This is a genomic window from Ruminococcus sp. 1001136sp1_2201st1_G3_2201SCRN_220225 (genome assembly GCF_040924365.1).
In the GTDB taxonomy this organism is placed as follows: Bacteria; Bacillota; Clostridia; order Lachnospirales; family Lachnospiraceae; genus Blautia_A; species Blautia_A faecis.
In genome coordinates, this window is sequence record NZ_JBCOME010000137.1 from 1 (window position 1) to 1,341 (window position 1,341).

Consider the following 1,341-nt stretch of genomic DNA (forward strand, 5'->3'; position numbering starts at 1 on the left):
TGGTGCTAGAATATAAATAGTACAAGCCAAAATGAGAAATTCCAAATACACATAAGCATGATACAATAGAGACATGCTGAAGGAGGATCTCATATGGCAAAGCAACATGACAAACAATTTAAACTTGATGCAGTCCAGTACTATCAGGATCACAAAGATCTCGGAGTACGTGGATGTGCAGAAAATCTTGGCATCGGATACAGCACATTAACAAAATGGCTGAAAGACTTCCGGGAATCAGGTGATATTCCTGTTCGTGGTTCTGGTAATTATGCATCTGATGAGCAGAAGGAAATTGCCCGTCTCAGACGTGAATTACGTGATGCCCAAGATGCACTTGATGTGTTAAAAAAAGCAATCAACATTCTGGGAAAATGACGGAAGCCATTTATCTTGAAGTGTCTGAGAAGACGGAAGCTGCCAAAAAGGCTGGACGCCGGGTTTCCGTCTCCGGAATGTTGAAATTTTTAGGTGTCTCTCGCTCAGGATATCTTGCATGGCTCCACCACGTACCTTCTGATACAGAAAAACGTCGTAAAGCTGTAAAAGCAAAAATACAAGATATTTATGATGATTCCAAGCAGAACTACGGTGCTCCGAAAATCACTGTAGAACTTCGAAAAAATGGTGAAGTCATTTCGGAAAGAACCGTTGGTACATATATGCGCCAAATGGGAATCCGTGCTCAGTGGAGCAAACCATGGACGATCACCACAAAAGATTCCGATTTCAGCACTGAATTACAAAATATCCTTGATGAGCAATTTAATCCTGATCGTCCGAATGCAGTCTGGTGTTCGGATATTACCTACATCTGGACAATAGATGGATTTGTCTATCTGACCAGTGTTATGGATTTATTTTCCAGAAAAATCATAGCCTGGACGCTTTCAGAAACACTGGAAGTATCTTGCGTGATTGATACTATAAACAAAGCCAAAGCTCGCCGAAATATCGATCAACCATTAATTATCCATTCGGATCGTGGCAGCCAATATGTTGCAAAGGAATATAAAAAAGCAACCGAAAATATGCAGCGCAGTTATTCGAAGAAAGCTTTTCCGTGGGATAATGCATGCATTGAATCCTTTCATTCTATTATCAAACGTGAATGGCTCAATCGCTTTAAAATTCGCGACTATAAGCAGGCATATCAGTTGATTTTTGAATATCTGGAAGCTTTCTACAATACGAAACGAGTTCATAGCCATTGCAACTATATGTCGCCAAACGAATTCGAACGAGTGTATGAAAGAACGCACACTGAGGCTGAGCTTCTGGCAGGTTAAAATAGGGAGAAATTTCTTATTTTAACTTGTACTAAATCTTGACATAGGACCA

The 1,341-nt window shown here is 40.2% G+C and carries 2 protein-coding genes; both read left to right on the plus strand.

The window, feature by feature from the left end; genetic code table 11:
• The first annotated feature begins 93 nt into the window (after positions 1-93).
• Positions 94-378, plus strand: a complete 285-nt coding sequence (locus tag AB5642_RS20255; RefSeq protein ID WP_005612369.1) for a transposase — start codon at positions 94-96, stop codon at positions 376-378.
• Entirely contained in the window at positions 375-1,289 is a 915-nt protein-coding gene (locus AB5642_RS20260; protein ID WP_117506279.1) for an IS3 family transposase, read from the plus strand. Before AB5642_RS20255 ends, AB5642_RS20260 begins: the two co-directional genes overlap by 4 nt.
• Positions 1,290-1,341: the final 52 nt, after the last annotated feature.

Coding starts and splice junctions, on each gene's coding strand:
- AB5642_RS20255 (WP_005612369.1), top strand. CDS start 94: ATGGCAAAGCAACATGACAAACAATTTAAACTTGATGCAGTCCAGTAC.
- AB5642_RS20260 (WP_117506279.1), top strand. CDS start 375: ATGACGGAAGCCATTTATCTTGAAGTGTCTGAGAAGACGGAAGCTGCC.